The sequence below is a fragment of the uncultured Microbulbifer sp. genome, from assembly GCF_947504145.1.
GTDB lineage: Bacteria > Pseudomonadota > Gammaproteobacteria > Pseudomonadales > Cellvibrionaceae > Microbulbifer.
Genome location: NZ_CANNGQ010000007.1, coordinates 50624 through 75663 on the forward strand (window position 1 = coordinate 50624; position 25040 = coordinate 75663).

Sequence of the window (25040 nt, forward strand, 5' to 3'; positions counted from 1 at the left end):
CGGTTTCACAAACGGTTCGGTAACGAAAAAGCGGGCCTATAGGCCCGCTCCATAAGGGTCAACCCGTATCAGATTACTTGATACCAAGAACTTCCTTGCCCTGGATAAACGTCACGTCCACGGGAATACTGGCTTCCGAGAGACGGTCCAGGTCGGCCTGCAGTTCACTGCCCACGACACCCATATTGTCCAGCAGGTCTTTGGACTTTTTGTAGTCGCCGTCGCCCTGAATGGTGAGAATCAGGTTTGACAGTTTGGTCATGGCCGCCTGCATTTTCTCGAAGTCCACACTGTACTGGCCGTTGGCTTCATCGCGAGAGAAAGCGCCTTCCTGCTTGAAGAAGTTGAAGCGCATCATATTGGCTTTGCCGTGCGCACTGGCCGCGCCAAAGCGGACGCTGCGGAAGATGCCTGCGAGGAAGGTGACGTAGTTGTCCATCAGTTCGCCCTCTTCAATCTCACCCTTCTCGTGCAGCTTGGTGATCATGTACAGGCCGAGGATATCGGCTTTGCCTTCTTCCAGCGCGGAAGACGTTTCCTTGAGGGCCTGGCGGACATTGCTGCCGTCAGTAACGGTCTTCTTGATGCCGAGGCCGTGGGCCACTTCGTGGAACATGGTGTTGCCGAAAAAGGCATCGAAGGTGATGTGCTTGCGCTGATCTTCCGCGATCAGTACGCCGCTGATGGGAACCAGGATCTGGTCGAACTTCGCGCGCATGGCATTTTTCAGCTGCAGGCGGCGGGTGCCTTTTTTCAGCTGCACTTCTTCATCATTCGGCAGATTGATGGCGATGGTTTTGGAGCCGGCATTACTGTGGCCCGCGTAATACAGCACATCGTAGGCGTTCAGATCGGAATCGGTTCCCGGGGTTTCCGCCTTGTACGTGTCGTCAACCGGTAGCCCGCGCTGCAGTTCCGGCAGGAAGGCGGCGAACTTGCTGAGTTTTTCACTCCACACCATATCTTTCAACAGTACGTAGGATTCATACGCGGTGCGATAGGCGAACAGCTGATCTTCGTAGTTTTCGATGGGGCCGATCACCACGTCGATGCGATTGTTTTTCATATCCATCCACGCCATGTCGCTGTCGCGGAACTGATCATCCAGCAGGGCATCGGCACGAAGTTTCAGGTAGCCGGCAAAGTCCTGGTCTTCGGCGAGTTCGGCCGCTTCCTGCAGCAGTGCGGACGCTTTCTCCAACTCGGCTTTATAGGCTTCGTGGTACGGCAGCAGCTTCAGCTTGCCGTCGGTATCCCGGCGTACCAGGGAGTAGAGCCCCTCTTTACCCGGCTGGTTCCAGGCTTCAAATTCCTGCTTGGTCATGTCTTCCGGGTAGAACTCGGCACCCAGGGGCTTGTCGCCATAGCCTTCGATAAACGGCTTGTTGTCGTTCAGGCGATCCCAGGGGCCGTAATTGATGTCGGCAAATTTGCGCGCAGCGCTGTCGTCGATGCCGCTCAGCAATTCCTGCGCCGGACCATAGGATTGCAGCCAGAACAGCTGATCCATGATCTTGCTGGCGTCAATCAGTTTGCCGATCATCTGACGCTGGTTGTCGGAAAGGGAAGAAAGGTCTGCGTTCAGCTCTACCGGGGCGTAAATATCGAACCGGGATTGATCCACACCTTTGGCAACACCGCCCGCTTGCGGGCCTGTGGCGGGTTTGGCGCTCGCCTGTACGGGGTCCGCCGCCTGTTGCGCGGTATTCTCGGCAGGTGCCACAGTGTCTGTTTTGCTGGTGGATTTTTCGTCAGAAGAGCAGCCGGCCACAATAGCAAGCGCCAGTGCGGATGCGGCAAAAAATGCAGTTTTCATTCAGGTTCCTGCCTGTTGTTTTATTAGGGGGTGCGGGTCACAGTAATTGTGGCCTCGGAAGATGTCCAGACACCAAGGGTTGCTCACCAGGTGCCGGATATTCGACTGACATTATGGGCAAATAAAGAAAATTGCGTGGCATGAATTGGGCAGGAAAAAATAATTCACGCCAAACAGCGAATGTGTCCACCGTCAAAATGTGAGCGGAGTCCGTTTTTCTCCTGCCTCATTTCCCATTTCACCCTCATTCTGGGCTTCTCGTGCGCGTTCCTGTTGCTGCATTTGCCACAAGCCCGCGTAGTGACCACCGGCGGCAGTCAACGCGCGATGGCTGCCCTGCTCTACAATGCGCCCCTGATCCATCACCAGAATCTGATCCGCATCCACGACCGTGGACAATCGATGCGCAATCACCAGTGTGGTCTGCTCGCGGGAGATTTCCTGCAACGCCCGCAAGATACCCTGCTCCGAATGGCTGTCGAGACTGGAAGTTGCTTCGTCAAACACCATAATAGGCGGGTGTTTCAGCAGTGCCCGGGCGATGGCCACGCGCTGTTTTTCACCCCCAGACAGTTTCAGGCCACGCTCACCGACGGTGGTATCCACCCCTTCCGGTAGCTGCGCAATAAAGCCATCCAGCTGAGCATGACGGATGGCCTCCAGGACCTCGCTATCGGTAGCGTCCACGCGGCCATAGCGTATGTTTTCCAGAATGGACTGATTGAACAGCACCGTATCTTGGGGCACCACACCAATGGCGCTGCGCAGGGAATCCTGGCTGACTTCTCGAATATCCTGGCCATCCACACGGATGCTACCGCCATCGACGTCGTAGAAACGGAACAGTAGCTTGAACAGGGTGGACTTGCCCGCGCCGCTGGCACCCACAATGGCCACTTTCTGGCGGGGTGCCACGGTAAAGCTTACACCCTTGAGGATCGCGCGCTCAGCACTGTAGCCGAACTGAACGTCACGGAATTCGATGCCACCGCTGGGCACGACCAGCTCGCCAGCCTCGTCGGCATCTTCGATGGCCGGTTTCACGTCCAGGATGGAAAACATTTTTTCAATGTTCGCCAGAGCCCCTTTCATCTCCCGGTACACAAAACCCAGAAAATTCAGCGGAATGAATATCTGCATCATCACCGCATTGATCAGCACAAAATCACCAATGGTCATGGTGCCTTTGGTGACGTTAACGGCGGCCATCACCATGGCACCACACATTGCCGCCGCAATAATCACTGCCTGGCCGGCGTTCAGACCAAATAGCGACAGCCGGTTGTTGCGCCGCGCCTGTTCCCAGCTGGCCAGCTCGCGGTCGTAATGTTGCGCTTCGTGTTTTTCATTGCCGAAATATTTCACCGTTTCGTAATTCAGCAGGCTGTCTACGGCGCGGCTACTGCTCTGGGATTCCGCCTGGTTGAGGTCGCGCACAAAGCGGGTGCGCCACTCCGTCGCCACTACTGAGAAGCCGATGTAAGCCACCACGGCACCCAACACCAGCAGTGCAAAGCCGGCGCTGTAATTCCACCAGAGCAACCCCACCACCATCAGGATCTCCACTAGGGTGGGCACGATGTTGAATACCATAAAGCGCATCAGGAACCCGATGCCCGCGTTGCCCCGCTCGATGTCCCGAGACAGCCCCCCGGTGCGGCGATTGAGGTGGTAATCCAGGTCCAGCCGGTGCAGGTGCTGAAATACTGCAAGACCAACCCTGCGCTGGGCGCGCTCTGTCACGCGGCCGAAAATAGTGTCTCTTAGCTCGCCGAATATCACCGAAGAAAAGCGCACAAAACCGTAGGCCAGCAACAGTCCCAACGGCAAGGCGACAGCCGATGCCACACCGCCGGCCTGATCCAGGTCGTCGACAATATGTTTGAGCAGAAACGGCAGGCCGACGCTGGCAACCTTGGCGCCCACCAGACACAGCAGAGCCAGCATCACCGGACGTTTGAATTCCAGCAAGTAGGGAAACAGGGTTTTGAGGGCGCTCCAGTGGACATCTTCCAGAGCGACGGCGGACTTGGGTCTAGGCATGATCAATCTCGGTGAAGCAGGCGCGCAGTATACCTGACCGAGATGCGCCGTTTGTGTTGACGATTCGCCTGCAGGGCAGGCTCCTACGAGGGGAAGGTCAGCTCAAAGCTCTGACTGGCACGTCATCTCGCCGGCCAATGGGCACATCCAAAACCCGCACCATAAATTCGGTCAACACGCCGGCGGTAAAACCCCAGATTTCATAGCCTTGGTACTCGTAGGCTGGCAGGTAAATACGGCGCTGGTCGATAGTGATACGGTCGGTGCGGATACGTGGATCATCGAAGAACCACGCCAGGGGCACTCGAAAGATGGCATCCAGCTCGCCGGGGTTTGGGGTGAGTGGTGCGTCCGCGGGCACGATGCCGAGCCAGGGGGTTACCTGAACCTGCCAGCGGGTGGTGCGCGTCCACAGGGGGCCGAGTACGCGCACTTGATCTGCGGGCAAACCGATTTCTTCGTGGGTTTCGCGCAGCGCGGTGTATTCGAGGGAGGGGTCGGTGTTGTCCCAGCGGCCACCGGGCATGGAGACTTCACCGGAATGACTGGAAAGCTGCTGAGAGCGCAACGTAAGTATGACTTGCGGGTCTGGCTCATCGGTCAGCGCGAGTAACACTGCCGCATGGCCATGTAAATCGGGGCCTCGCGGTACTTGCGCCTGCAGGTCATTTTCAACTGCGGCAAACTTGTTTTCGATAATTTCCAACATGCTTGTTTGCGTCCGGCCTCCAGCTACCGTACTGACACCACTATACCCTGTATTTCCGATTATTTCTGAACCTGGGATTCCCCCACCCAACTTAAGAATCAAGTCGCGGTTTTACTTTGTGCTGTTGAGCCGCTATCACCACGCCTATCCATTGGTGTATGCCCGCCCTTTACCTTCTCCCGAAGAGACTGCACCAGGGCGTAGTAGATAGGCACCAGAAACGTGGAGAAAATACTTGCAGCAAGCATGCCACCAAACACTGCAAGGCCGAGGGAGACACGACTGGCAGCGCCGGCGCCGGTGGCAATCACCAGCGGGAAAATGCCCAGGATAAAAGACATGGCGGTCATCAGCACTGCACGAAAACGCAAACGTGTAGCCTGTAATGCTGACTCTTCAATAGACAGCCCGGTATCCCGCTGCAGTACCGCGAACTCCACCATCAGGATTGCGGTCTTTGCGGACATGGCGATTAACAACACCAGCCCAATCTGAGTGTAGAGGTCGCTGTCGTGGCCGGTAATAAAACAGGCCAGCAGGCCGCCACCTATTGCGATAGGAATGGCGAGAAGCACCGCGATGGGAATGCTCCAGCTTTCGTACTGAGCCACCAGGAACAGGTAGGCAAACAGAATTGCGAGGGAAAACAGGATGGGGGCCAGGTTACCGGCACTGATCTCTTCCAGGCTCGCGCCGGTCCATTCGTAGCTGTATCCCTGGGGTAATTGTGCACCCAGTTCTTCCATCGCTCGCATGGATTCACCACTGGAATAGCCCGGTGCCGCGGCACCATTTATGGTGATACTGTTGTAAAGGTTATAGCGCTGCACGGTTTGTGGCGCAACGATGGGCTCCACTTCCGCCACTGAACTGACCGGCACCAGCCCCCCGCTATTCGCTCGAACAAAAAAGCCGGTAAGGTCTTCTTCCGTGTCCCGGAATTGTGCGTCCGCTTGGGCCAGCACCTGAAATACCTTGCCAAACCGGTTAAAGTCATTCACGTAATAACTGCCCAGATAGGTTTGCAAGGTGAGGTATACGTCTGACAGCCTCAACCCGAGAATATGGGCCTTATCCTTATCTACATGCAGTTCCAGTTGCGGTGATGCCGCCTGATATGTAGTAAAGGCCTGGGCAATTTCTGGCCGTTGATTCGCCGCGCCCAACAACTCGTAGAGCACTCCAGCAAGCTCCTGAATCTCCCGCCCCTGCAAATCTTCCAGTACATACTCGAAGCCACCGATAGTGCCAAGCCCCGGCAGCGCGGGCACAGGGAAGGCCTGCACCTGCGCCTCAGGTATCCCCGCACCGAGCTTCTGTACTTTATCCAGAATGGCGAACTGATTGAGCTCCGGCGTTGTCCGCTCCTCCCAGGGATGCAGAATTACGATCATAAATGCAGTATTGGAAGCGAGACTGTTGGATAGAAGGCTATACCCGGGGACGGCCATTACATGAGCCACGCCATCCAATTTTCGAATATTTTCACTCAGGCTCTCCACGACGGGTGCCGTCCGCTTCAGCGAGGCGCCATCAGGGAGCTGCACATTCATCATGAAAAAACCCTGATCCTCATCGGGAATAAAGCCGGTGGGCACCACGCTGAATAACCAGGCGCACAGTGCGGCAATCCCTGCAATGGAGAGGATCCCCAGGAGTGAACGACGTACAAAGAAGCGCACGATACCCATATACAGGTTGGTGGCCCTGAGCAAAAACCGATTGAAAAACCCATAAATACCGGTAAGTTTCTCCCCTTGCTCCCCTTCCCCTGTAGCCGGCCGCAACAGTAACGCACTGAGCGCAGGGCTCAATGTCAGCGCGTTAACACTCGAGATGAACACGGCGATCGAGATAGTGATCGCAAACTGCTGGTACATCTTCCCGGTAAGTCCGGGCATCAGCATCACAGGAACAAAGACGGAAAACAGTACAGCGGTGGTGGCGATTACTGGCCCAGTCACTTCACGCATGGACTCCATCGCCGCCTCTTTTGCCGGCAACCCACTCCCCAGTAATCGCTGGGTGTTTTCGACCACGATAATGGCGTCGTCCACCACAATACCAATGGCCAGAATCAACGCAAACAGGGTGACGGTATTGATGCTCATTCCCAACGCGAGCATCAACGCAAAAGTACCAATCAACGATACGGGAATGGCGATTGCGGGAATCAATGTCGCCCGCCAGTCCTGTAAAAACGCGAACACCACAGCGATGACAAGTAATAAAGCTACTACCAGTGTCACCACCACTTCTCTGATTGAGGCACTGACAAACGTAGTGGTGTCGTAAATGATTTCTGATTCTAGTCCTTCGGGGAAACGTGTGGACAGCGTATCCATTTTTGCGCGGATATTTTTTGCCATGTCCATGGCGTTGGCATCGGGAAGCTGATAAATCGCTATCACAGCCGTGGGCGATCCGTCGAGCTCGCCGTAAGCACTGTAGCTGGCACTGCCCAGCTCAACCCGCGAAACATCTTTCATCCGCACTATGCCGCCGTCAGGCCGGGACCTGAGACTGATATTCTCGAACTCCTCCACGCTCTCCAGTCGGCCTTGGGCGAGAATACTGTATTGAAACTGCTGGTCTTTCCGGATGGGAGGCGCGCCGATTTTGCCGGCCGCCACCTGCAGGTTCTGCGCCTGGATTGCAGCAATGACATCGTTGGCCGTCACATCCAGTGCCGCCATTTTGTCTGGATTCAGCCACAGACGCATCGCGTATTCCTGAGAGCCCAGGATTTCCACATCACTGACGCCATCAATTCGCCCCAGCTCATCCTTGATGAATATCTCGGCGTAGTTAGAAAGAAACAGGGTGTCGAATTTATTGTCTTTCGACAGCAGATTTACTACCAGCAAAATGGTGTTGGATTTTTTCTCCACCGTGACGCCACTGCGGGTAACCTCTTCCGGCAGGCTAGGTGTTGCCTGCTGCACCCGGTTCTGTACGTTGACCTGCGCAATATCGCCATCGTATCCACTTTCAAACGTCACCGTGAGACTGTAGGTACCGTCGTTACTGCTGGTAGAGGACATATATTGCATGCCCTCTACACCATTGACCTGAGACTCAATGGGCTCCGCGACACTATCCCGCATTACCTCGGCACTGGCGCCGGGGTAAGTAGCGCTCACTACCACGGTCGGCGGTGTGATATCCGGGTATTGTGCAATCGGCAATAGCGGTAACGCGAGCACGCCTGCCAGGGTGATCAAAATTGAGATCACCAGCGCGAATCGGGGACGACGGATAAAGGTAGCGCTGATCACAACGACTTGCCCGTCAAGCTGGAAGCGCTACAGTTGCTGCAGTAGCATTCACTTGCCATCGAAGTATGCATCCGGTTCCTGTTCAGACCCTCCATCTGGTTCATGGTCGCGATCGCCGCGTATTGGCTCACCATCCGCACCACGGCGCATTTCCCTTTCGAGTTGCGGGATGTCGGAGCCGCTCTCTGCGCCCCCGGCTCTGCGCTCTTCCGGGCTGACCTCACCCTGGCGAAACTGCTCCACCGGGCTTAACTGTTGCGGAGGTGTTTCGGGCTTCAGGCCTTTATAGGGATTGAGTGCCGTATTCTGAGGGGTCACGGGATTGCCGGCACTCACACGCTGCAGTCCATTAACGACAATTTTTTCGCCCGCTTTGAGCCCGTCGAGCACGGCCCACAGTGCATTTTCCCGCTGGCCCAACTCAAGATAACGTTTATTGGCGACATTCTTGTCGTCAATCACGTAGACAAATCGCCCCTGCATGTCTTCTTGGACCGCCGACTGTGGCACCAGTGGTTTTATTGCCTCGGCCCCAGAAAAAACACTGATCTCCACCCGCGCAAACTGGCCCTGAACCAGCAATTGCTCCGGGTTTGGGAAACGCGCGCGCACCAGCGCGGAGCCTGTCGCCTGGTCAATCTGGTTGTCCACGAAAACGATGATGCCGGGATACGGGTAGAGTTTTCCATTCGGCTGCTTGATCCGCACTTCGCGCTTTACCGGAGTAATACCCTGCTGGCGCCGCCGCTCGCTTTCCTCCTGCACGGCGAACATACGGTTCTCGGGTACTTCAAATGTCACAAAAATGGGATCCATCCGCACAATGGATGTAAGCGGGTCAGTGCTCGGGCCAACCAGTGAGCCCTCGGTGTATTCAGATCGGCCAATCAGACCGGTTAGCGGGGCGCGGATTTCGGTATAGGAGAGGTTGAGCTGTGCCGTTTCAAGATCTGCCTGCATCGCAGCCACTTTCGACTCCGATTCCTCGAAATTTCCGGTGAGCTCATCCATCTGCATCTTGCTGATGGCACCGGTCTTGATCAGCTCCCTGCCACGCTGGAAATTGCGCTGCGCGACCTGCAATGCGGAGCGCGCCTGCGCGAGATTGGCGCGCTGATTGTCGAGTGCAGCGATGTACGGTCGGGGGTCTATCTGATAGAGCAGCTCCCCCTTCTGAACCAGCTGGCCCTCGATAAAGTTGCGACTCTCGATATAGCCCTCAACCCGCGGGCGCACCTTGAACTCGTCTGTAGCAGCCACGCGCCCTACGTACTCAAAGCGCGGCACCACCTGATGAGCGCGCACAGCCAGCACCTCCACCGGTGGAGGCTTGGGCTTTGCCTGCTCTTCCTTTTTGGCGCAGGCCGCTGCAATCAGAGCAAGTGTCACCAAAACCAAAATACGCGCCATGGAAAACCAGCCACCGCTACTGCACAAAAATCCTACTTACCACTATAGAAGGAAGATGGCGGGCAGGCTGGCACTCACCTCTTCCGTGGGTATACTTGCGCCATGAAATTTTGCAGCCATTGCGGCCACACCGTTGTATTCGAGATCCCCACCGGGGACGACCGCCCCCGCCATCTGTGCCGGGATTGCGGTGCCATTCACTACGTCAACCCTCGGGTCATTGTTGGCACACTGCCCTACCTGGGTGATCAGGTGCTGTTATGCAAGCGCGCAATTGAACCACGATACGGCCTGTGGACTCTGCCCGCCGGGTTTATGGAGAATGGTGAAAGTAGCGAGCAGGGGGCACTAAGAGAGTCCAGGGAAGAAGCCCGTGCCAATATTCGGGTGGACGAACTCTTTGCCGTCTACGACATTCCGCACATCAACCAGGTGTACCTGCTGTACCGCGGCGAACTGACCGACACGGATTTCGGCCCCGGGCCAGAGTCACTGGAAGTGGAGCTGTTCGACGAAAACGACATCCCCTGGGAGGAGATGGCTTTTCCGGTAATGACGCAGACGTTGAAACATTATTTCAGCGATCGCGGGAAAGGACAGTTTGGACTGCACCGGGGCGTGATTGAGCGGAAGCTGTGACGTTAGGGGTGCCCCGTGGCACCCGGTGCTCATCAGGGGCGCAGGAAATTAACCGCAGCGTTCGTCCAGTTTCCACAGGTCGAACGCAGGCTCTTCATAGGGATGGGCGCTGCGCATGGCGGCGAGCACATCGTCCACCACATCGCCTGCGCACACCGTTTCAACTCGATATTCTGCCACCTGCTGAACCTCTCCCTGATGACCGATAAACGGCTGACTGCCATCTAACGGCCGAAACTGGCCACTGCCGAGCACCTGCCAGCAGCAGCTGTCGTAATCGCCAATTCGCCCCGCACCGGCGGCAAAAATAGCCTGCTTGACCGCCTCCAGGTGCGTATCGGGAATGTAGATACAGAGTTTGAACATGGCCATGGGTATTTAAAGCAATCCAGGCTTAAAACATCAATGTCATCAGCTTGCGCTGGTAAATGGTCGCAACCGGATCGCCGGCGCCCAGTGCCTTGACGATATCCAGAAACGCCTGCTTGGCGGCTCCGTCGGCAAAACCCATATCCTGACGCAGTAATCCGAGCAAGAGCGCCAAGGCCTCTTCGTGGCGATCCGCCTGGCTGAGTTGCACCGCCAGTTTATAGGCAGATTCGCTGTCATCCGGATTTTCTGACAATGCCTGCTGTAGCGCCTTGATTTCGGGAGAGTCCGCCGCTTCCAGCTTCAACTCCAACTGCGCCATCAGCTGCTGATAATCCGCATCCTGATCTGCCAGAAGGATCTTGCCCAGCACCTCTTCGGCTTCCTTGGTACGGTTCTTCTCCAGCAAAATAGCCGCGTACTGCTTGGCAATATCTGCCCGCTCACCGGAATCCGCATAGGATTGACGCAACAGCGGCAACGCTTCGTCAAGATTGCCCTCACCCACCAGCTTCTGCGCCTGTTGCAACTGCAGGTCCCATGACTTGGGCAGGTACTTGTCCAGCATCTCGCGAATCTGCGTTTCCGGCTGTGCACCGGCAAAACCATCCACCGGCTGGCCGTCCTTCAGCACCATGACGGTGGGCAGGCTGCGCACACCCAGTTGCCCGGCGAGTGCCTGTTCGGTATCTGCATTCAGTTTTGCCAACAGAAACTGTCCGGCGTATTCATTGGCGAGCTTTTCCAACACCGGCATCAGTTGTTTGCACGGCTCACACCATTCCGCCCACACATCCACCACCACCGGGCGCTTCATGGACTCTTCGATCAATACTTGCTGGGCGTTCTCAGCGCTAACGTCGACAATAAATTCTTCCACGATCACTCCTGGCTTTGTGGTTTCCAACGTGGTTTTAGGCTGGTCGCGACGGATTTAACTCACGACCTGATTTGGGCCGCATCATACCTGAATGGAGCGGCAAATTTACGGAATCAACCCTTGCTACCGCCCTGGCACTGGGGGCTTGCAGGAGCCTGTCCTGCCCATTCCTCCGCGGTGTACAGGTGCAACGCCAGCGCATGAATCAGCCCCGCCATTTCATCCGCTAATACCTTGTACACTTTCTGGTGACGCTGAACCTTGCGCACGCCGGCAAACGTTTCACTGACCAGCACGACACGAAAGTGCATCTCAGAACCTGCCGGCACATTATGCATGTGGCTTTCGCAATCCACTTCGATATGGGATGGGCTGAAAGCATCGGTCAACTTTTGCTGAATTTTTTCTGCCAGGGACATAAAACAACTCCTCGTATCAGGCCCGATCAACCGCGGCCTGACGCTTGCGCGCAGCGACAATTGTGTCGTAGGCCACGGTGATACTTTTCATCTGGTCTTCCGCGTGACGCATAAACTCATCCGGCAGCCCTTTTGAGGCAATCTTATCCGGGTGGTACTCCGCGGCCTTACGGCGATAGGCCAGCTTCAACTCTTTGTCGCTCGCATCCGCGGTGCACTCGAGAATATCGTAATGCGCCTGCAGAGTGTCGCCACTAGCGCCCGGAGCGCGATGGGCAAACTCATTGAACATCGCAGTAAATATGGACCCGTGCAGCCCCAGCGATTCGGGAATTTTACGCAGTATCTGCTCTTCCGCCGGGTGCAGCTCACCGTCGGCAAACGCCACTGCAAACAACAGGCGATAAACCATTTCCCGCATGGCCTGATTGCGAATCAGCTGTCGGTACTGGTTTGCGTAATCGTAAATACTGAAATCGTCATCTTTGGCGTTCTGGAAAATCTTGATCGCCTGCTTGCGATCTTCTGCGTTCAGGCGCAGGTTGTTGTTGATGAAATCATCAACCAGCGCGATCTCCGCCTTGGAAACCTGACCGTCCGCTTTGGCCATTTTCGCCAACATGGAAAACAGTGCGACGATAAACACCGTCTGCGCGCCTTCGCGGTTCAGGGTAACACCAGCGTCGCTGAGCTTTTTCAGTCCAGACCCGAAGGATCCCCCTACCCAGGCGCCCAATGCCGCACCGATAGGGCCACCAAACATCATGCCGATGCCAGCGCCGATACCTGCTCCCAACCAGGACATAACTTCTCCTTCCACAGCGCTGACAGCAACGCTGCTGTATTGCTAAAACGGCGGCCATATTACCACGGAGCCCCCGCTGACGCCCTTTCCGCGCAACAAACACAGACTGCGCAGTCAGCCTCAGACGCCAGAGACGAAAAACCCCGCCGAAGCGGGGTTTCTCTGAGCGAAGCAGTGACCAACTCAGCCGGTCATCGCGCGCACCATGGTAATCATCACGCCCGCGGCAACTGCCGAGCCAATCACACCGGCCACATTCGGCCCCATCGCATGCATCAGCAGGAAGTTGTGTGGATTGGATTCGAGCCCCAGCTTGTTGGAAACCCGCGCGGCCATCGGCACCGCAGAAACACCGGCAGAACCGATCAGCGGGTTAATCTTGTTCTTGCTCATGGTATTCAACAGCTTAGCCATCAACACACCCGCGGCCGTACCGATGGCAAAGGCCACAATACCCAGCGCCAGAATCCCGAGGGTCTTGGGGTCCAGGAACTTGTCTGCCGCCAGCTTTGAGCCGACGGAAAGACCGAGAAAGATAGTGGTGATGTTGATCAGTGCGTTCTGCGCGGTGTCCGACAGGCGCGACACCACACCGCATTCCCGCATCAGGTTACCGAAACAGAACATTCCCAACAGCGGTGCTGCGTCCGGCAGGAACAGGGCAACCAGAATCAGCAACACCAGCGGGAAGACGATCTTCTCGCGCTTGCTGACCGGGCGCAGCTGCACCATCTCGATACGGCGCTCCTGCTCGGTGGTCAGCGCACGCATGATCGGCGGTTGGATCAGCGGCACCAACGCCATATACGAATAAGCGGCTACCGCAATAGCACCCAGCAGATCCGGCGCCAACAAGCTGGATACATAAATGGCCGTAGGGCCGTCCGCACCACCGATGATGCCAATGGCCGCGGCGTCAGCGATGGAGAAGTCCATAATCCCTGCAGCCGACATACCCACCGCACCGAGTACCGTGGCGAAAATACCAAACTGCGCGGCGGCACCGAGGAACAACGTGCGCGGGTTGGCCAGCAGCGGACCAAAGTCCGTCATGGCACCCACACCCATAAAGATCACCAGCGGCGCGACCCCGGAAGCAATCGCCACATTGTAAAAGTTGTACAGCATGCCGTTGTTGAAGCCCAGGTCAGACGCGACCTGCGCAACCCGTTCCTGCGCCGCCGCCGGTGCGCTTTCCAGTGCTGCCTTCAACCCTTCCATGGATTCGAAACCACCGAGCCCAAGCGCCTGCGCCAACTGGGTCAATACCCCGGCGTCGCCGGAATACATCGCAGCTTCCACTGCAGGTACCGCCAGGTTGGCCCCCGGGATATTCGCGAGAATGCCACCGAAACCAATTGGCACCAGTAACAGCGGCTCAAAGTTTTTGCGAATGGCGAGAAACAGAAGCCCGAGGCAGACCACCATCATGGAGAACTGCCCGACCGTCATCTGGTTGGCACCGGACGATAGCCAGAGATTTGTTATATTTTCCACAAGCGCCCCCGTTAAGCGATGGTCAGCAGGGCATCGCCCACCGCCACAGAATCGCCCTCTTTGATGGTTACCCCGGTCACGCTACCAGAGCATGGTGCGCTCACCGCTGTTTCCATCTTCATAGCTTCCAGAATTACGATGTTCTGACCTTCGGTCACCTGATCGCCCGGCTTTACCAGCACCTTAAAGATGTTGCCCGCCAGCGGCGCCTTAACCGCTTCTCCAGAGCCTTCAACAGGAAGAGAGCCAGCTGCGGCGGTGTTCGCTGGCACTTCGCCGCCGGCTTTCACCATGCCGGTGACATCGCCACCGTCAGCAACGGTGACGGTGTAACTCTGCCCTTCCACAGACACGGTATAAACACATTCACCCTGGTCGTTCTTCACTTCCGCGGATTCGTTGCCGGTGGGCACCGGCTCGAAGGCATCCGGATTGTTGCGGTTTTTCAGAAACTTGAGACCAACCTGAGGGAAGAGTGCGTAGGTCAACACATCGTCGATCTCGCCCTCACCAGCGGTCAACTGGACATCGTCCGCCGCCGCCTTTTCTTTCAGCTCATCGGCAAGCTTGTCGAGCTCCGGCGCCAGCTGGTCCGCGGGCCGACCGGTGACCGGCTCGCCGCCATCGAGAACCTTATCCTGCAGCTCTTTGTTGACCTCGGCCGGTGTCGCACCGTACTCACCTTTGAGTACCGCAGCAGTTTCCTTGGAGATGGACTTGTAACGCTCGCCGGTCAATACGTTCAGAACCGACTGAGTCCCGACAATCTGAGAGGTCGGCGTCACCAGCGGGATGTAACCGAGGTCCTTGCGCACACGGGGAATTTCTTCAAGCACCTCGTCGAGGCGATCCCCCGCGCCCTGCTCGCGCAACTGGCTTTCCATATTGGTAAGCATGCCGCCGGGCACCTGTGCAACCAGAATGCGCGAATCGACACCGCGCAGAGAACCCTCAAACTTCGCATACTTTTTACGGACGTTGCGGAAGTAAGCGGCGATTTCTTCCAGCAGGTGAATGTCCAGACCGGTATCACGTTCAGTGCCTTCCAGAATTGCCACCACCGCTTCGGTAGGACTGTGCCCGTAGGTCATGGACATGGAAGAAATGGCGGTATCAATGTTATCGATGCCCGCTTCTACACATTTCAGCGCGGTGGCAGTGGAGAGCCCGGTGGTAGCGTGGCACTGCATATGAATGGGAATATCCACTGCATCTTTCAGACGCTTGACCAGCTCGTAGCCCTCGTAAGGACGCAACAGACCCGCCATATCCTTGATCGCAATAGAGTCCGCGCCCATGTCTTCGATTTCACGACCGAGGTCGATCCACATATCCATGGTGTGCACAGGGCTGACCGTATAAGAGATGGTGCCTTGCGCGTGTTTCCCCTGCTTTTTCACCGCTGCCAGCGCAGTCTGCAGGTTGCGCATATCGTTCATGGCATCAAACACACGAAACACATCCACACCGTTGGTGGCCGCACGCTCGACAAATTTTTCTACCACGTCATCCGCGTAGTGGCGGTAACCGAGAATATTCTGGCCGCGGAACAGCATTTGTTGCGGCGTGTTCGGCATGGCTTTTTTCAGTTCGCGAATACGATCCCACGGATCCTCACCCAGATACCGGATGCACGCATCAAAGGTGGCGCCGCCCCAGGACTCCAGAGACCAGAAACCAACTTTGTCCAACTTCTCCGCGATTGGCAGCATGTCATCCAGGCGCAGGCGGGTTGCGAATAGCGACTGGTGGGCGTCGCGCAGGACTACATCGGTAATCCCCAGTGGCTTTTTAACCTCAGTCATGGGTCGTCTCTCTTGGAAAGTTGATCTTGAAAAATTGGACAGCGGACAGGAATTTTCCTGGGGCTCTCAGAGCACCATAAAAGACGCCAGACCGCTCCTTGAATACTTAGTGTTGCGCACGCGGTGTCAACGGCGCCTGTTACGGTGTTGCTCGATAGCCGCTTTAATAATTTTTTTCAGGCGTTCATCGCCAGCAGCACCAGGAGCAGCCGAAGGTGCAGGAGCAACAACGGGCTCCGCCTCAGGGAAGAATCGCGTGATCACGCGGGACATGACCGTAGTGCAGATCACCAGAACCAGAAGAAAAGTAAATACAATCCCCATGCCGAACAGCGTGATATCCAAGCCTTGCTGCATCAGTGACTCTTGCACCGTTATCCCCTTGCGTATTGCTTTTTATGTATCGGATCCGAATTTGCGGGCGATATTATCAATTTAAGAACCCTTAGAAATCAAACACTTATTAGTTACAGAAGCAACCAAGAAGCCGTTAAATACCGATCATTTCCGCCATTTTCGCTACCATTTCCAACCAGCGGAGACCGGTAGCAACCACTGCCGGAAAATTGCACGATCCGATCGGGAATTACGTACAATGCCCACTCAAACGACACCGCCGACGTTAACGTACCGATGCAAGAACCGCAGTACCCATCGCCCAAATCCCCCACACATGCGACATCCACGCGCCCGACGATCTATCAGGCACCGATGGAAGGCGTCATCGATCACCATCTGCGCGCCCTCCTGTCCCGCATTGGCGGCGTGGATATCTGTGTTACCGAGTTCATACGCGTAACCAGTACACGGTTGCCCCGCCGTGTTTTCACACGCCTGTGCCCCGAGCTCGACCAGGGTGCTCAAACCCCAAATGGCACGCCAGTCAAACTCCAGCTGCTGGGCGGCAACCCCCAGGCCATGGCCTACAACGCCGCCAAAGCGGCGGAAGCCGGAGCCAGATCCATCGACCTCAACTTCGGCTGCCCCGCAAAGTCCGTCAACAACAGCGATGGCGGTGCCTGCCTGCTCCAGTCTCCATCCCGGGTAGAGGGCATCGTCGCCGCCGTACGCAGCGCCGTCCCCTGTGAAATCCCGGTATCCGCCAAGATCCGGCTAGGCTACACAGACCGCAGCAGCTATCTCGACAATGCCCGCGCCGCTGAGGCAGGCGGCGCCTCAGAGCTTGCCGTACATGCGCGCTCCAAAGTGGACGGCTACCGACCACCGGCTTACTGGGAGTACATTGGGGAAATCCGGCAACAGCTGGGAATACGGGTAATCGCCAACGGCGACCTGTGGACTCTGGACGACTTCAAACGCTGCCGCGAAGTAACTGGCTGCGACGCCTATATGTTTGGCCGCAGCCTCCTCGCTCGACCAGATATTGGCTTACAGATACAGGCATTCTGTGCCGGACAAGACTACCAGCCCCTCCACTGGCACCAGGTTGCCACCATACTGTACGAATATTACTCGACCACACAGGACATCTATCCCGCCAAATACCTGGGCAACCGGGTAAAGCAGTGGCTCGCCTACCTCAAGCTCAGCTACCCGGAGGCGACAGCTTTCTTTGAGCGAATCAAACGTCACCGGGACTCAGACATACTGGAGCAGGCATTTGCCGAACACATGCGGCCACACGACGGTATAGGAATCAAGGGCCCGGACACCAACGCTGCCTGATCTTGCACCGAGGCACCGGTCGAATACCTCGGAATTGGCGCCACTTTGGCCATCGAGAAAATCTGTAAAAAGTACTTGCAAAGACGATCGCACCACGGCAGAATGCGCGCCCTATCGAGCTGAAGCAGCGATCTTCGGACAGCCAAAAGCTCGGTAACTTGCGGATTTTTAAAGAGTTTTTAAAAATTTTCTTTAAAAAAGAGTTGACGAAGCCAAGGCAAGTCACTATAGTTCGCAACCACAACAACGCACTCGTAGCTCAGCTGGATAGAGTACTCGGCTACGAACCGAGCGGTCGAAGGTTCGAATCCTTCCGAGTGCGCCATATAGAGAAAGCCCCGAACTTGAAAAAGTTCGGGGCTTTTTTGTTTGCCCCCCCTCTACTTCCAGCCCCCTGACAACTTCCCGTGAAGAGCTTAAGCCTGCCCCGCAAAAGAAAGCGCGACCCGTTCACTCCATGCATCAGCAATACTATCGACGAGTAGTACGCCATCCTTGCTGCAAATTCAGCTGCAAAAACTGAACCCAGCCTCTACCAAACACCGCCAGCAGGGGCACGAAGAGCCGAAGTAAGCTGCCCAGCCTTGTTACAAACCGACTTACGCGCCGGTTTCACCCGACTGAACGAGGTCACGTTTGAACATTAAAACCACAACGTAAATGAGCCCAAAAATTGGAACGATTGAGAACACAGCACCAAGCAGGGCGGCCAGTACCGGAGTCTCGGTTTTTCTTCTACCGAGGTAGTAGCTAATTATCGCGACCACTACAGCAAATATGCTTATGAATTGCCCGATAACAGTCAAATTTATATTCATTGGAGTACTAGTTTCTTCTCGTTACGTGGGCAAGTCCTAAATATAACGCCGTGCTCAGGGACGGCTTACTTTGTGCGCCTTTTGCGCGAAAATAGGAGCGAAGCAACCGCGCAAGGGGTGCACAAAGTAAGACGTCGGCTGCATTGCTTTGTTAAGCGTGGCCGCCATTGAGAACGATATTAAAGCCCTCACTACCCTGGCAACTCTCCCAGTGAGGCCTAACTCCTGCATAAGCCGAGCTACACGCTTTCGAGAAACTTCATACCCCTTCTCCTGAAGAGCTTTCCAGATTATCGGGCTACCATATCGGCCAGCTGACTCATCGAAAATCGTCCGGATCTTCGATTTCAGTTCTTCATCTTAGCATTTTCTGTCTGGCAGAGGTCTCTTCACCCAGTCATAGTAGCCACTGCGGGATACACCTAGCCATTGACAGGTATCTCTGATACCTAGTTCTTGTCCGAATCTTTGGATGAATCGATACCTTGCTGATGCTCCTCCGCAAGAAACCGTTGCCACTTTTTTAGCAGATCATTCTCCTGCTTCAGTTTCCGATTCTCTGCCTCCAAGTGCTTCACCTTGGAAAGCTCCCTCTCCTGCTTGGATACTGCCCCGGTAAGCTTCTTTCTCTTATCTGCCACAATCTTCCCTTCGCGATACTCTTTCCGCCATCGTGACAGCATGAATGGATGGATGGATGGATGGATGTCGAGCGTTTCAGCGACCTCTTTAACTCGAACACCTTCGAGCAAACTGAGCAATACTGCTTTTACCTTGAACTCGTTCGAATACTGCCAAGTCTTTCTTGGATTGTTGTATTTCGGCATTAGACACCTCGTCTGTTTGACTTTGGTGTCCGCTAAAGCGGGGGAAGATCAACGTCGGCTGCATTGCTTTGTTATGTGCTGCGGGCTACCGACCGGGCTGCCACTCTTGGTGCACGGGGATATGCTCACCGTACTCTAGCCATGAAACTTCATGAGATTTCCAAATACCGAACTCGGCTTTAACACCAGGATCTTCATCTAAAGTAGCTACACGAAGAACGTAATTTAGATTACCTTCTTTCTCAGCGATTAGCTGAGATCCACAATTTGAGCAAAAGTACCGTACTTTTCCAGGCGAAGATTCATAACCTGAAATTTTGTCCTCGCCCTTTATCCACTTAAAATCTTTCTTAGATACTGCGGCAGCTGTATTAAATGCAGCTGAATGCGCTTTTCTACACGTTTTGCAGGAGCAGTGCTGAATTGGGCTTTCCAGCTTTTCTATTTGATACTGAACCTGACCACACAAACAGCTTCCTTTCATATTTATAATTTTCCTTCGGTACTCTGGCACATAACGCCGCCAGCAGGGGCAGCTTACCTTGTGCGCGTTTTGCGCAAAAATGGGAGCGTAGCGACCTGCGCAAAACGTGCACAAGGTAAACTGTCCCGCGGAGGGCCGACGGCCCGGAGCATTCTGCCTGGCTTTGTTAAATGTGGACCTCATGACGAAACCCGAAGCCCGCAGCATTAATTATTCTTGTACATTGCTCTAGAAACTGAAGAGCTTCAGAACTCGGCTTATGCTTGCAAACAACTGTGATTTCCACATTTTTTCCCTTTGCATTAGGGTACGCGCTATAGATTTCTCCCGATTCAATGAATGCCAGATACCTATTTATTTTTTCTTGCAATAAAAACAGGCTGCTCTCACACCACTCCAAGTGATTAGAAATGGTGAGAACAACAGTTCCGTCACTAGTGACTCCGATTACATCTATTACGCTTTGATCTTCAATGCTCATTACATTTAACGCCGCCGGCAGGGGCAGCTTACCTTATGCGCATTTTGCGCAAAAATGGGAGCACAGCGACCTGCGCAAAAGGTGCATAAGGTAAGCTGTCCCGCGGAGGGCCGAAGGCCAGGAGCAAATTGCCCGGCCTTGTTATGTGTTGCGCCCTACTGTGGTACAACTTTTGTAGCACACGGGCCTTTTTGGCCTTGCCCAACTACGTATTCGACTTTTTGACCATCTTCGAGACTCGCATAGCCACCGCCGGCCTGAATCTCTGAATGGTGGACAAAAAGGTCTTTGCTTCCATCTTCTGGAGTGATGAAGCCATAGCCTTTTTCAGAATCAAACCACTTTACGGTTCCTGTACTCATAATATTCACAATATGTAATTGGTGAAACATAAATCCCTGATTCCACTATCACCATCATGGAATCAGGTGTTGAATTCTAAAAGACACATAACGCCCGGTTTAGGGGCGGCTGGAGCGTAGCGTAAGCCGTCCCAGCCGCGTCTTTCGCGGCGACTACAACCGGTTGTTAGCCTGACCACCTAGGTGCGTGCTACTTACAATCGGTAGCTCGAAGTAAACCGTATCAGCATTTCCCCAAAAATTTGAGTATTTAGCCGCAAAACTGTTCTCATCAAAACCAGGCTTAACTGTTATTACCCACCAGTAGCCATATTTATTGCCGCTGCGACCGGACCCATAAATTTCCTGCCTCCTCCATCCGGTACTATATTTTGCCAAAAATTTTTCGAATTCTGCGAGTTTGTCACCTGGAAGACTTAGTTTTTGCCATCTGTATTCTTCAGGTATCTCATTTATATTTTCTTGCTTATAGGTTTTTTCAGACGGCGTCCAAAATTGTATCTGTTCCCCTTGAGCAGATGAAAATAGTGTCCCATCAGAGTTGTATCTTTTTTGCGTTACAGCGCTGACAATTGACTCAACATGTTTTGTATTTTCAGGCTTCGCCCAGATATAAACTATTGCGAGGCAAAGACAAAATATTGCCGCTATCAAAATGGCACCAATTATAAGAAGCGGCGTAAATTTTGATTTGTTCAGAATAATTGCAGTCTCGCCTATACTCGGCCGAACAGTTTCCGTACCCATTTATACTCTCCTTGTAATTTCTCAAGTGATTTTGAAGGCTAACGCCGTGCGCAGCGGCGGCTTACTTTGTGGATTTTTTGCGCGAAAATAGGAACGTAGCGACTGCGCAAAAAGTGCACAAAGTAAGACGTCGGTCTGCCGCACCTTGTTACGTGTTTCCAGGGTTTAGGAGTGACGTCAGGACGTGATCCTCCCACACACCATTGATTTGCAAATAACGCTTTACTTCACCTTCAATACAAAAGCCAAGACTCTGAAGCAACTTGGCTGACCGGTGATTTCGCGGCATATAGTTTGCCATAACACGATTAAGCGATAGCTCTTCAAAAGCGTAATTTATTACATTTTGACAAAGAGCTTTCATAACTCCTTTGCCTTCATACTTTTGATCTACAGAATACCCCATATGACACGCCATGAAGGGGCCTCTAACAATATTTGTAAGCGAACAAGTGGCCGCTACTTCACCGCCTTCTGGCATTGTAGAGATAAAGCGCACTGACACAGCATTACCTCTAGGCGAGCACCAGTCCTGCAACCGTTCCTTCCAAGCTTTAACAGAATGAAATCCTTTCTCTTTGGTAGGCTCCCAAGCACGCAGATGCGACTCGTTTGCCTCGTAAAATTTAGACAATCGATAAGCATCATCCGGAGAAACGATTTTTACATCCATGCTTTATTCTCAGTGACACGTAACGCCCGCAGCAGGGGCGACCAATGCTGTGCACATTATGTGCGAAACTGGGAGCGCAGCGACCCGCACAAAATGTGCATAGCGTTGGGCGTCCCGCGGAGGCCCGAAGGGCCGGAGCAAACTGCCTGCGATTGTTAGCATTGTTCACTGCGATAGATCTACACACACTACTGGAGCTAAGAATAGAAGCAGGAAACCTACAATATAGGCTATGCCTTTTACTCCCCGAGTACGGACAAAGTACCACGGAATATAGAGATGCCAGAAGGACTGTATTGATAACCCGAAATTATAAGGCCTATCAAACTTTCCTTGCGATGCAGATTCGTAGTAGATCCAATGCCAGAAGAGTACGAAATAAACGATTGGCCAAACTCGGATAAAGGAGCTGAATGATGCCGTGCCTATGAACTTAGATACTCCACCTATCACCAAGCACGAAACCACACTCAAAATAATAAGGCTTAAGACAATTATTTTTGCTTTTCTTTCGTTCATAAGCTCTCTATTTGATGCAGAATGCTAACGCGCAGCCAGCGCGGAGCGCATTTTGTGTTAATGTTTGAGCGCCAGCGAGTAACACAAAAGGTGCGTAGTGTTGGCTGTCGCTCTGCCGCTGTTTGTTAGGCTGATTGTGACGAACTACGACTCGCTTAAACTGGCACGGCACTTGGATTCTATCTTTCCGAGTGAAGTCACTGTTTGGATATTTTCTATTATTTTATCTCTCTCACTTGAATCATTATTTCCCATGGCTGTAAGTGAATTTAACGTAACCTCCATTAAAAGCGCATGGTCATAGAACATTTCTTCGTTAGAGAGCCCCCTAATTTCCACAGTGAAACATTCACAGAATCCAGCAATTCCCTTCTTTTCATCACTACATGCTTTAATTTTTGAATTTCTTAGGTTTTCGATAGTGCCTGCTGCCAAGTACTCTTCGTAACGAGCACGATTTTTCGGGTTCTCTAAATACGCAATGTGTGTGCCGTACTCGCTCGGGCTTTTCTTGGTTTTCGTAATGGGATCTACCGATGTGACGTCCTCAGCAAATACAGTACTCGATATAAACATCAAGGATAATAACGGAATATTTTTCATTCTAACTTCTCTAATTTCTGTGGGTAACTCTGCAGCCTAACGCCCGCAGCAGGGGCGACCAATGCTGTGTGCATATTGTGTGAAAATGGGAGCGAAGCGACCCACACAATATGTGCACAGCGTTGGGCGTCCCGCGGAGGCCCGAAGGGCCGTAGCAACCTGCCTGCGATTGTTAACTGCTTTTCGTTCCATAGAGCTGTTTGAAAACTTCCAAGATCAATTGCTCTGTGGAGGCCTCTTTCGATCCAATTGCATCTTGAACGGACTCGACAATTTTATGCGCAGTAAACAGGTCATCATGAATAGAAACTATTCTATCTTTCAGGATTTTATCCTGTGTTGCATTCTCCAAATAGCTATCTATTTTAAAACTCATTCCATAACTTCCTAATAGTTAGACTTAATTGCAATCAACGCCCCAACATTTTAAATACTCGGCAGCCTCATTTGCATCGTTGGCATAATAAGCTGCATCAGATGCCTGCGAGTGTGCCCAGCTGGCTTCATCATACGCCAGAAATGCTAGTACGCTTGCCGTTATTGCGAACACGCACGTAACAATATTTGAAACCAGTAGATATTTTATCGTCTTAGAATCGTTCACTTTTTCCTTTTTTTAAATCAACACCTAATCTTCGATGAAACTAGGTGTACCGCTAAAACTCTGGCAGTTAACGCCGTGCGCAGCGGCGGCTTACTTTGTGTGGTTTTTGCGCGAACATAGGAGCATAGCGACTGCGCAAAAAGCGCATAAAGTAAGACGTCGGTCTGCCGCAGCTTGTTAAGTGTTGCCCACTACGCGTTGAATGTATTTTTTGCTCGAGGATCTGCTAGAAGTAGTTTAAGCAGATATTCGAGTGATTCGCCTTTGCCTGCAAAGGACTTTGTATGCTCCTTTATCCCGTGTTCAAAGTAATAAACTTCGTAAGAATTACCATGAATCTGAATTGTATACATGCAATCACTGGGGTGCTTTCCCAAGGAAAAGATGTTTCGGTCAATATCATGCTCATAGAGCATCTGGTTAAATTCTTCGTTTTCCATAATGACACTTAACGCCGCCAGCAGGGGCAGCTTACCTTATGCGCGATTTGCGCGAAAATGGGAGCGTAGCGACCCGCGCAAAACGCGCATAAGGTAAGCTGTCCCGCGGAGGGCCGAAGGCCCGGAGCAAACTGCCTGGCCTTGTTAATGGTGATCTGCAAGGTCTTCGCGCCAGCCCTGCTCAAGGTACTGTGTGTTGCGATTGAAACTACACCAGCCGAGAACGGGGCTCTCATTCTCCTTAAGAAAAAGTAGCCATTCCTGCCCGCCCTTTAGCTGTGGATCACATGAAGTTAGGCCCTGCTCCACATTTTCTAGTAATTTTGGTTTAGATCCTTTAATTACTTCAGTTACTTCCCACTCAAACGATGCTTTGCCAATAGGCTTCAAATTTGCTAACACAACAATTTTTGAAGACTGATACTGTTCTGACAGGTTCGGAAATTCGCTACAGCCACATGCCAACGCATTAGTTCCCATAGCCGCACCAATAATTACTAGTAATAATCTCATGTAGCTCATGACCATTAACGCCGCCGGCAGGGACAGCTTACTTTGTGCGCGTTTTGCGCGAAAATGGGAGCGTAGCGACCTGCGCAAAACGCGCACAAGGTAAGCTGTCCCGCGGAGGGCCGAAGGCCCGTAGCAAATTGCCCGGCCTTGTTATGCATGGCCTCACGATGTACTACGCTACTTCTCCGGGAGGTCATTGCACAACTGACATGCGATCCGATTTTTGTAGTTTCTTATACGTACAATCAAGAAAATTGTTGAGCTGACAAAGGCCCAAAGTACACCGAACTCTAATGCGTATTCTAGCTCCCTACCCTTTAAATTCTGTACGCCCGCAAACAGCACGAAGAGTGCTAGTACCATCATGACGTATTGGAAAATCCATTTCCGGATTGGCATCACTAAACCTCCATTTTGCGATTAAGATGCATAACGCCGCGCACAGGGGCGGCTTACTTTATGCGCGTTTTGCGCGAAAATAGGAGCGTAGCGACTGCGCAAAACGTGCATAAAGTAAGGCGTCCCTTTGCTGCGCTTTGTATGGCCTAATTCCCCAAATATTCGGTAAGGTGAGACCCGTAACTTACCGCCATAAGTTACCGGCCTGGCAGCC

Annotated in this window: 24 protein-coding genes and 1 tRNA gene; 3 read left to right on the forward strand and 22 right to left on the reverse strand. The window is 53.4% G+C overall.

The window, feature by feature from the left end; genetic code table 11:
• Positions 1-73 precede the first annotated feature (73 nt).
• The 5 genes from Q1A74_RS17885 to Q1A74_RS17905 all read right to left on the reverse strand — a co-directional run bounded on the left by Q1A74_RS17885 (position 74) and on the right by Q1A74_RS17905 (position 9256).
• On the reverse strand, positions 74-1816 hold the full coding sequence (locus tag Q1A74_RS17885) for a Zn-dependent hydrolase (protein WP_299599545.1): 1743 nt from the start codon (positions 1814-1816) through the stop codon (positions 74-76).
• Between the two features lie 192 nt (positions 1817-2008).
• A complete protein-coding gene (locus Q1A74_RS17890; protein WP_299599546.1) occupies positions 2009-3859 on the reverse strand; it encodes an ABC transporter ATP-binding protein/permease in 1851 nt (616 codons plus the stop codon).
• A gap of 97 nt (positions 3860-3956) precedes the next feature.
• A complete protein-coding gene (locus Q1A74_RS17895; protein WP_299599548.1) occupies positions 3957-4568 on the reverse strand; it encodes a CoA pyrophosphatase in 612 nt (203 codons plus the stop codon).
• A gap of 98 nt (positions 4569-4666) precedes the next feature.
• Positions 4667-7846, reverse strand: coding sequence for an efflux RND transporter permease subunit (locus Q1A74_RS17900; RefSeq protein ID WP_299599550.1), 3180 nt, complete (start codon positions 7844-7846; stop codon positions 4667-4669).
• Positions 7847-7894: 48 nt separating this feature from the next.
• Positions 7895-9256 (reverse strand): efflux RND transporter periplasmic adaptor subunit, encoded by a 1362-nt coding sequence (locus Q1A74_RS17905; RefSeq protein ID WP_299599552.1) that lies wholly within the window; start codon positions 9254-9256, stop codon positions 7895-7897.
• A 102-nt stretch (positions 9257-9358) separates the two neighbouring features.
• Between Q1A74_RS17905 and Q1A74_RS17910 the strand changes: the two genes are divergently transcribed.
• The gene (locus tag Q1A74_RS17910) at positions 9359-9895 is read left to right on the forward strand and encodes an NUDIX hydrolase (protein WP_299599554.1); all 537 of its coding nucleotides are present in this window, start codon (positions 9359-9361) and stop codon (positions 9893-9895) included.
• A gap of 48 nt (positions 9896-9943) precedes the next feature.
• Here Q1A74_RS17910 and Q1A74_RS17915 read toward each other — a convergent pair whose 3' ends face one another.
• From Q1A74_RS17915 to Q1A74_RS17945, 7 genes are all read right to left on the reverse strand, one after another.
• Positions 9944-10261: a YqfO family protein gene (locus Q1A74_RS17915; RefSeq protein ID WP_299599583.1), complete on the reverse strand. Its 318-nt coding sequence runs from the start codon at positions 10259-10261 to the stop codon at positions 9944-9946.
• 28 nt (positions 10262-10289) lie between these two features.
• Positions 10290-11144: a thioredoxin gene (gene trxA / locus Q1A74_RS17920; RefSeq protein ID WP_299599556.1), complete on the reverse strand. Its 855-nt coding sequence runs from the start codon at positions 11142-11144 to the stop codon at positions 10290-10292.
• Positions 11145-11257: 113 nt separating this feature from the next.
• Positions 11258-11563 (reverse strand): BolA/IbaG family iron-sulfur metabolism protein, encoded by a 306-nt coding sequence (locus Q1A74_RS17925; RefSeq protein WP_299599560.1) that lies wholly within the window; start codon positions 11561-11563, stop codon positions 11258-11260.
• Between the two features lie 16 nt (positions 11564-11579).
• Positions 11580-12368 carry a co-chaperone DjlA gene (djlA, locus tag Q1A74_RS17930; RefSeq protein ID WP_299599562.1) on the reverse strand — a complete coding sequence of 263 codons (789 nt, stop codon included), beginning with the start codon at positions 12366-12368 and terminating at the stop codon, positions 11580-11582.
• A 183-nt stretch (positions 12369-12551) separates the two neighbouring features.
• On the reverse strand, positions 12552-13865 hold the full coding sequence (locus tag Q1A74_RS17935; RefSeq protein ID WP_299599563.1) for a sodium ion-translocating decarboxylase subunit beta: 1314 nt from the start codon (positions 13863-13865) through the stop codon (positions 12552-12554).
• 11 nt (positions 13866-13876) lie between these two features.
• The gene (gene oadA, locus Q1A74_RS17940; protein ID WP_299599565.1) at positions 13877-15670 is read right to left on the reverse strand and encodes a sodium-extruding oxaloacetate decarboxylase subunit alpha; all 1794 of its coding nucleotides are present in this window, start codon (positions 15668-15670) and stop codon (positions 13877-13879) included.
• Positions 15671-15796: 126 nt separating this feature from the next.
• A complete protein-coding gene (locus tag Q1A74_RS17945) occupies positions 15797-16027 on the reverse strand; it encodes an OadG family protein (RefSeq protein WP_299599567.1) in 231 nt (76 codons plus the stop codon).
• A 354-nt stretch (positions 16028-16381) separates the two neighbouring features.
• Here Q1A74_RS17945 and Q1A74_RS17950 point away from each other — a divergent pair, with 354 nt between their 5' ends.
• Entirely contained in the window at positions 16382-17356 is a 975-nt protein-coding gene (locus tag Q1A74_RS17950) for a tRNA-dihydrouridine synthase (RefSeq protein ID WP_299599585.1), read from the forward strand.
• 248 nt (positions 17357-17604) lie between these two features.
• Positions 17605-17681 (forward strand) — tRNA-Arg (locus Q1A74_RS17955).
• A 547-nt stretch (positions 17682-18228) separates the two neighbouring features.
• Here the strand turns inward: Q1A74_RS17955 and Q1A74_RS18465 are convergent.
• From Q1A74_RS18465 to Q1A74_RS17995, 10 genes are all read right to left on the reverse strand, one after another.
• Complete coding sequence (locus tag Q1A74_RS18465; RefSeq protein ID WP_367275430.1) at positions 18229-18525, reverse strand: IS3 family transposase; 297 nt, start codon at positions 18523-18525, stop codon at positions 18229-18231.
• A gap of 98 nt (positions 18526-18623) precedes the next feature.
• Positions 18624-19001, reverse strand: a complete 378-nt coding sequence (locus tag Q1A74_RS17960) for a transposase (RefSeq protein WP_299599569.1) — start codon at positions 18999-19001, stop codon at positions 18624-18626.
• A gap of 85 nt (positions 19002-19086) precedes the next feature.
• Positions 19087-19485, reverse strand: a complete 399-nt coding sequence (locus tag Q1A74_RS17965) for a GFA family protein (RefSeq protein WP_299599571.1) — start codon at positions 19483-19485, stop codon at positions 19087-19089.
• Positions 19486-19651: 166 nt separating this feature from the next.
• Complete coding sequence (locus tag Q1A74_RS18470) at positions 19652-19966, reverse strand: DUF6572 domain-containing protein (RefSeq protein ID WP_367275429.1); 315 nt, start codon at positions 19964-19966, stop codon at positions 19652-19654.
• Between the two features lie 155 nt (positions 19967-20121).
• Positions 20122-20328, reverse strand: coding sequence for a cold-shock protein (locus tag Q1A74_RS17970; protein ID WP_077408060.1), 207 nt, complete (start codon positions 20326-20328; stop codon positions 20122-20124).
• A gap of 153 nt (positions 20329-20481) precedes the next feature.
• Complete coding sequence (locus tag Q1A74_RS17975) at positions 20482-21075, reverse strand: hypothetical protein (RefSeq protein WP_299599573.1); 594 nt, start codon at positions 21073-21075, stop codon at positions 20482-20484.
• Between the two features lie 148 nt (positions 21076-21223).
• Complete coding sequence (locus Q1A74_RS17980; RefSeq protein ID WP_299599575.1) at positions 21224-21748, reverse strand: GNAT family N-acetyltransferase; 525 nt, start codon at positions 21746-21748, stop codon at positions 21224-21226.
• A 663-nt stretch (positions 21749-22411) separates the two neighbouring features.
• Entirely contained in the window at positions 22412-22870 is a 459-nt protein-coding gene (locus tag Q1A74_RS17985) for a hypothetical protein (protein ID WP_299599577.1), read from the reverse strand.
• Positions 22871-23042: 172 nt separating this feature from the next.
• A complete protein-coding gene (locus Q1A74_RS17990; RefSeq protein ID WP_299599579.1) occupies positions 23043-23246 on the reverse strand; it encodes a hypothetical protein in 204 nt (67 codons plus the stop codon).
• An 812-nt stretch (positions 23247-24058) separates the two neighbouring features.
• Positions 24059-24442 carry a hypothetical protein gene (locus Q1A74_RS17995; protein WP_299599581.1) on the reverse strand — a complete coding sequence of 128 codons (384 nt, stop codon included), beginning with the start codon at positions 24440-24442 and terminating at the stop codon, positions 24059-24061.
• Between the last annotated feature and the right edge of the window lie 598 nt (positions 24443-25040).